Origin of the sequence: Photobacterium sp. 53610, assembly GCF_036409375.1 — a bacterium.
Classification (GTDB): Bacteria; Pseudomonadota; Gammaproteobacteria; order Enterobacterales; family Vibrionaceae; genus Photobacterium.
The window spans coordinates 57,471-63,745 of sequence record NZ_JAXOFS010000016.1 but is presented as its reverse complement, the minus strand read 5'-3'; the positions used below and the strand labels follow the sequence as shown (position 1 = coordinate 63,745).

Sequence of the window (6,275 nt, the reverse complement as noted above, 5' to 3'; positions counted from 1 at the left end):
CCATCGGTGCGCCCGGGTGACCGGAGTTCGCCTGTTGTACACCGTCCATGCTCAGCGCACGGATAGCATTCGCAAGTACTTTACGATCCATAATATTCTTCTTACTCAATTCAAGTTAGTCATAAAACGACTGAGAGCAGCGTTGTGCTGCTCTCAAAATTCTGCGCTGGATTACAGGCGCGCTTCGATCATGGTTTCCAGTTTGCCCTGGTCGATCGCGAAGTTACGGATACCTTCCGCCAGCTTCTCAATCGCCATTGGATCCTGGTTGTGATCCCACAGGAACTCAGCGTGAGTCATTGGTGCCGGACGCTCCTCAGAAGCAACCTCAGCGGACAGTTTCTGGGCAACCTCACCTTGTGCTTCGGACAGCTCCTGCAGCAATTGCGGGCTGATGGTCAGACGGTCACAACCAGCCAGTTCCAGAATCTCACCTGTGTTACGGAAGCTCGCGCCCATCACAACGGTGTTGTAGCCCAGTGCTTTGTAGTAGTTGTAGATCTTGGTAACAGACAGAACGCCCGGATCTTCAGAAGCTTCAAAGTCGCGGCCTTCTTTCGCTTTGTACCAGTCCATGATGCGGCCAACGAAAGGAGAAATCAGGAATACACCCGCTTCAGCACAAGCACGCGCCTGAGCGAAAGAGAACAGCAGAGTCAGGTTACAGTTGATGCCTTCTTTTTCCAGAACTTCAGCAGCACGGATACCTTCCCAGGTAGAAGCCAGTTTGATCAGGATGCGCTCGTTGCTGATACCGGCATCGTTGTACATTTTGATCAGCTTACGTGCTTTTGCCACGCTAGCTTCAGTGTCGTAAGACAGACGAGCGTCAACTTCAGTTGAGATACGGCCAGGAACGACGTTCAGGATTTCTTTACCGATGTTTACAGCCAGCTTGTCACCAGCATCTTCGATTTGCTGAGCTTTGTCGTTGCTTTGCGCTTTTGCGTACGCAATGGCATCGTCGATGAGAGGCGCGTACTGTTCAATTTCTGCGGCTTTCAGGATCAGGGAAGGGTTGGTGGTCGCGTCTTGCGGTTGATATTTCTTAATCGCTTCGATGTCGCCAGTGTCGGCAACAACAGTAGTGAGTGCGCGCAGTTGTTCCAGTTTCGTGCTCATATCTCTCGACCTTTGCTGTGTTTGTGCAAGCTTTAAGTTTAGCCAGTTGACCGCTCTTGTCAGGATCCGTCTGCACCTGATCCAACAGGTATGAACATATGGATCGCTGTAGAACAATTGATGTCCCGATAATTGAATTTTTCAGTGAAAATGTCAATCTCAAAGCCCGGGCAACTCGCTTAATCAGGCAAATTTTACACAATGAAACCGAAGTGTATTCGCAGCTCGATCAATTTTATCAATCATTCTTGTTTTTAAATTGTGAGCATTTGTTTTGGGGTGCGATCATATGTTCGGTGGTGATTCCGTTTCTATCGGGGGATCTCAGTAAAAACTGGCTCATCAACAGATGATTGACGAGCCGGGGAGATTACACGAAGGTTGTCGTTTCCAACAGACTCCGGATTTCAGTGCAGAGGGCCTGCAAGGCATTGGAAAGCGCCGAAAGCTCCGCCTCTGACGGGGTTTGTCCGTCTTTGAGTGTTGTTTCAACGATCATCGCTGCCTCGCTGAGTGAGTGAGCGCAGAGGCTGGCGGATGCACCTTTTAAGGTGTGGCTGAGTAAGATGGCCTCTTTTTGATCTCCTTCAGCAATTGCCTGGCGGATTTTCAGGTCATAATCCTGGTGATCATCAGCGAAGATGATGAGGAATTGTGCAATCATGCTCAAGTCATGATCCAGCATCTCCGACAATTCATCCATTGCGATCAGAGTAAACTGTTCCAGGTTGTTTTCCTTGTGATCCTGTGTTTCAGGGATGGTCAGAATATCGGCATTGAAAACCGGATCACTGAATACGGACTGATGGCTGAAATCTGGCTGCGTGAGTGCACGTTGTCTTAAGGATGCCATGTAATCAATACGATGCCGGAAGCGTTGCAGGGCATCCAGCAGTTTCCGTTCATCCAGCGGTTTGGTAATGACACAGTCAACACCGGCATTGAGCATATTCTGCTGAGTTTCTTCAAATGCATCGGCGGTGCAGGCAAAAATCGGCACGATACAGCAGGGTTCAGGCAATGCCCGAATCCGGCGTGTGGATTCCAGACCATCCATAACCGGCATATGATTATCCATCAGGACCAGATCAAATGTCTGGCTCTGAATCATCGTCAGCGCTTCAAGGCCATTTTCAGCGGTGAATGTGTGGAAGCCCCACTGTTTCAGGAAACTTTCCATGATCAGCACGTTCAGGTGATTGTCTTCAACCACCAGAACGTTCAGCCCGGCAAATGCCTTTTTATCAATCTCAATATGTTCAATCAGCTCTTCCTGAGGAATACCATTCTCCAGGCAAAGGCTGACCGTGACATGAGTACCAACGCCCGGGGTGCTGGTCAGTACAACATCACCATCCATCAGTTGTGCCAACTGACGAACGATACTCAGGCCCAGACCTGTGCCGCCGTAACGGCGACTGGTTGAGACTTCAGCCTGTGCAAAAGGGTCAAAGATGTGTGTAATACGCTCCGGGGCAATGCCGATGCCGGTATCTTCAGTCACAATGTTGAGCTGTTGTTTTTGTTCATTTGGTAAATGAGTCAGGCTCATGCGAACCCGGACTTCACCTTTATCGGTGAACTTGATGGCATTACTGATGAGGTTGAAGAGAATCTGCCGGATACGGGATTTATCTGCATAAAACCAGGTTTCCTGCGGAAATCCACAATCAATGTGAAATGAGAGTCCTTTTTCTTTCGCCAGTGAGAAATATGTACTCTCGATTGCACCGACCAGATCGGTAAACTGGAAATGGGTTTTATCCAGCTTGAGTTGTCCCTGCTCGATTTTTGAAAAGTCCAGAATATCATTGAGCAGAGTCATCATATGCTTACCGGATTCAAGCAGCGTGTGGAGATGATGCTCCTGCTCCGGGGTCAGCTCTGTTTTCAGCAGCAATTGCGACAAACCCAGCATCCCGTTCATGGGCGTACGGATTTCATGGGACAGATTTGCGAGAAAAGCTGATTTCGCTTTGTCGGCCGCTTTGGCTTTTTCCAGTGCCTGATTCAGCCGTTTGGTATCGGCGTAAATTTTGTCTGTGCCCTGGTTGAGCGCATCATGAAGAACCTGAAATTCGTAAGGGCCTTCAAAGTGGGGGTTGCGCTGATAATTCCCCAAACGAAACTGTGACGCAAAACGGGTCAGCTTTGCAATTGGGTCGGTAATGCGTTTCGTCAGACCGATAGAAAGCAATAAAATAAACATGCTGACCATGGCTAATGCGAGCAGCAGAAAGTGATGAAGTTCATCAATAATGCTGATGGCATTATCCTGTGATGTCAGTGTAACCAGAGCCCAAATGGGCAAGCCATTTGCGTCTTTGGTCTGGGAAGGAACAACCGCGGCAATCATCGCTTCGCCGTCCGGATTGTTGTAATAGTTGATCCCGAGCTTGAATGGCAGGAATGATGTGCTTTTGCCCGGATCGGTCAGTAAATTCTCCAGATAAAATTGTTGGTATTGTTTCAGAGACTGGGGGGAGTCATCACTGGTGATAAGTAAATTTCCTTCAATGTCGGTCAGGTAAATATTATCCGTGCTGCTGACTTCACTCCCTAATTTTTTCAGCTGCAGCTTAATGTCATCCATCTTATATTCGATCAGCAGGAAACCATCGGGTTGCTGACGGATTTTTTTGGCCAGAAAAGCAGTGGCTTCACTGTTTTTGACTTGAGGATGTGAAATATATTTTTCGCTCTGGTTTTGGGTGAGTGCTGTGTCAATTGCGGCTAAATCAGGAACATCAATGGTATCGATGGATGCCATTTCTTTGGAGCTTGCGGCCAGATAGTATTGCCCGTTCTGCTGCCGTATCTGATGCATGGCTGCGAATGAAGTATCGGTCTGGCTGAAATTGTAAAAGAACTGGCTGATTTGCGACGAGGGTCGGGAAAACATCGGAGACTGGCTGAGCAGGTAGAGGTTTTTCAGCCTGAGGGTGTAAGTCTGGTCAAGACTTTGCGCTGCAATCGTATTTCGCGCATTAATTCCGTTGGCGATTCTGTCCAGTGCAACTTCATTGAGTTTTTCACTGCTGATCCAACCATAGATATAGGACGGAATGATTCCGACAGCCAACATGCTGACCAGAAGAATCGGTTTTATTCGGTTGGGGACAATCCTTATCACCATTTGACCTCGATTGATTCGCGACTTAATCGAAGCATACTCTCAAAGTATGACTATGCCAAAGAGTGAGTGTGCGGAGAAGAGAGCTGAGCAGCGATATTACCGATTTGAGGGACAGGCGGTTCTTATTTGTATCGGTTTCCTGAGATTCCTGCCACAGCAAAAAAATGAGTGCAGCGAGATGTGATTCGAAACTCTGTATTCCGGGATAATGGTATCGGCAGGATGTTTACTACTCAGGTCATTGAATGGGGCGGCATAGGCGCCAGACAATAATTATGGATTGACCCGGATAAGCTGCGATTTACCATGGTTCAGTTCAGTAATTGCTCCAGAGTTAACGGGGAGCGTAACAGCCCGAGCTGCTGTGCCGGGGTCATGCCGTGACGATCCTGACGACACAAGTTATGCCACGCCCGGTAAATATCCAGCAAAGGCAGCAATCCGCCAGGCCGTGCTTTGCGGCGCGGTTCATCCACCAATTGTGCGAACTGCTGATAAAAGCGTTGCTGATACTCGTCGACAGCCCTGTGCGAAGCCAGTTGCAGCCACCGGGCTTCATTATCTTTTTCTCCGCCCAAATGGCAGATCCCTTTACTGACCTGATCAATGCGAGTGAATGCCCACCGGTCACGCCACCATCCGAGCAGCACGATATCGATTCTGCCTGCTGGCTGTCCTTGCGGCCAATCGTGATCTTCTTCGACATAGACAGGCTCAATGGTGCCGGAACGAATCCGCTCCAGAAAAACAGACAGGCAAGCGGAACGTAATAAAGGTTCCTGCGGCATAAACAGCATGAGCTGGGTGTCTTCGCTGACTAGTTCGTTTAACTGCAGAAAATGTGCGTAGGTTGCGTATTGCGGCCGCACCAGTTTGCCTTTGGCCGGAAAGTGGCTCAGCTTCAGAGCACTGGTTGGGTCTTCCAGATGTGGCCTCGACAGCACTTCACGGTATTTCGCATCAACCTGAGCCAGTAAGCCCTGAGTTGTGACAGGTGCAGAGACCGTCGCCGTCTGGGTGGGTTTTGCCATAAAGCGGGCATTGGGGCTGTACGGATCATGTATTGCCGCAGCGTCACCCGTATCTTCCGGATGGTAATTGATGTGCTGGCTGAGGACGTACCCGGAATGGGCTTCACAGCTGGCAATCCAGTTTACTCCGTTCTCAGCATGAGGCTGTAACGGACTGAGTGTACAGGCCAGTGCCAGTTGCGATCGGTTTTGTAACAGACGGGCATCGAATACAGACAACTGTCGTCGGCAACGGCTGGCAATATGGTTGAGCTGATCATAGAAGGTTTTCGGATTCATGCTCAGGCGCCGGCAGATATCCCGGATCGGGTGACCGGTAAACAGCAGTGCAAGCAGTTTTTGCTGAACCTGATGCTTGGGATTAAAACCGGACCAGCGATCGACAAAGGTTGTCTGACAGGATTTGCAGCGATACCGCTGACGATCACCACTGTAGCCAAAGGCGTGATAGAGGTGGCGGTGAGTCAGCACCGGCAGCCCCAAATTTTCACAGTTCAGGTTGTTACAGGCGGGTAATCCGCAGCTTTGCTGAAGTTTGAGGTACCGCCATTCGGCGACCACACTCTGATTACTGATCAACGGCGGAAATGCACCGCATTCCTTGCAGATGAATGAAGGACGGTTCGGGTTGGTCAGCTGAATGATGTAATCGTCGGGATTATGGGAGCCAAAATTGCGGCAATGGACCGTTTTGCAATGATTAAACTGCCATTGGCCACTGGCTGGCGGCAATGATGCAGATTGTCTTTGGCTGGTCATCATCGAGCCCCACTCCGATAACATCATAGAAAAAGGTGCCGAGTCATTACCGCTTACGATGACTCAGCACCCATTAGTTGGCCCAAACGGTCAGGCATTGCAATGTCGCCCGGGGTTACCCGCTTCAAATTGTGTAAGACGCCACATATTACAAAATATTGAGCTGCGACAGGCGGGATGCCTTGCTTGAGCTGACTAATCCTTGGGTTTCAGGCGGCTTTATGGGC

4 protein-coding genes are annotated in these 6,275 nt (G+C 49.5%); all 4 read right to left on the bottom strand.

Features of this window, described 5'->3' with window-relative positions; translation table 11 throughout:
• Positions 1 to 91: hypothetical protein (locus SPK40_RS21430; RefSeq protein ID WP_330961846.1), on the bottom strand; the 91-nt coding region annotated here is incomplete at its 3' end.
• Positions 92 to 171: 80 nt separating this feature from the next.
• Positions 172 to 1,122 carry a transaldolase gene (gene tal / locus SPK40_RS21425; RefSeq protein WP_330961845.1) on the bottom strand — a complete coding sequence of 317 codons (951 nt, stop codon included), beginning with the start codon at positions 1,120 to 1,122 and terminating at the stop codon, positions 172 to 174.
• Positions 1,123 to 1,492: 370 nt separating this feature from the next.
• Positions 1,493 to 4,258, bottom strand: a complete 2,766-nt coding sequence (locus SPK40_RS21420) for an ATP-binding protein (RefSeq protein WP_330961844.1) — start codon at positions 4,256 to 4,258, stop codon at positions 1,493 to 1,495.
• A 311-nt stretch (positions 4,259 to 4,569) separates the two neighbouring features.
• The gene (locus SPK40_RS21415) at positions 4,570 to 6,051 is read right to left on the bottom strand and encodes a lactate dehydrogenase (protein WP_330961843.1); all 1,482 of its coding nucleotides are present in this window, start codon (positions 6,049 to 6,051) and stop codon (positions 4,570 to 4,572) included.
• Positions 6,052 to 6,275: the final 224 nt, after the last annotated feature.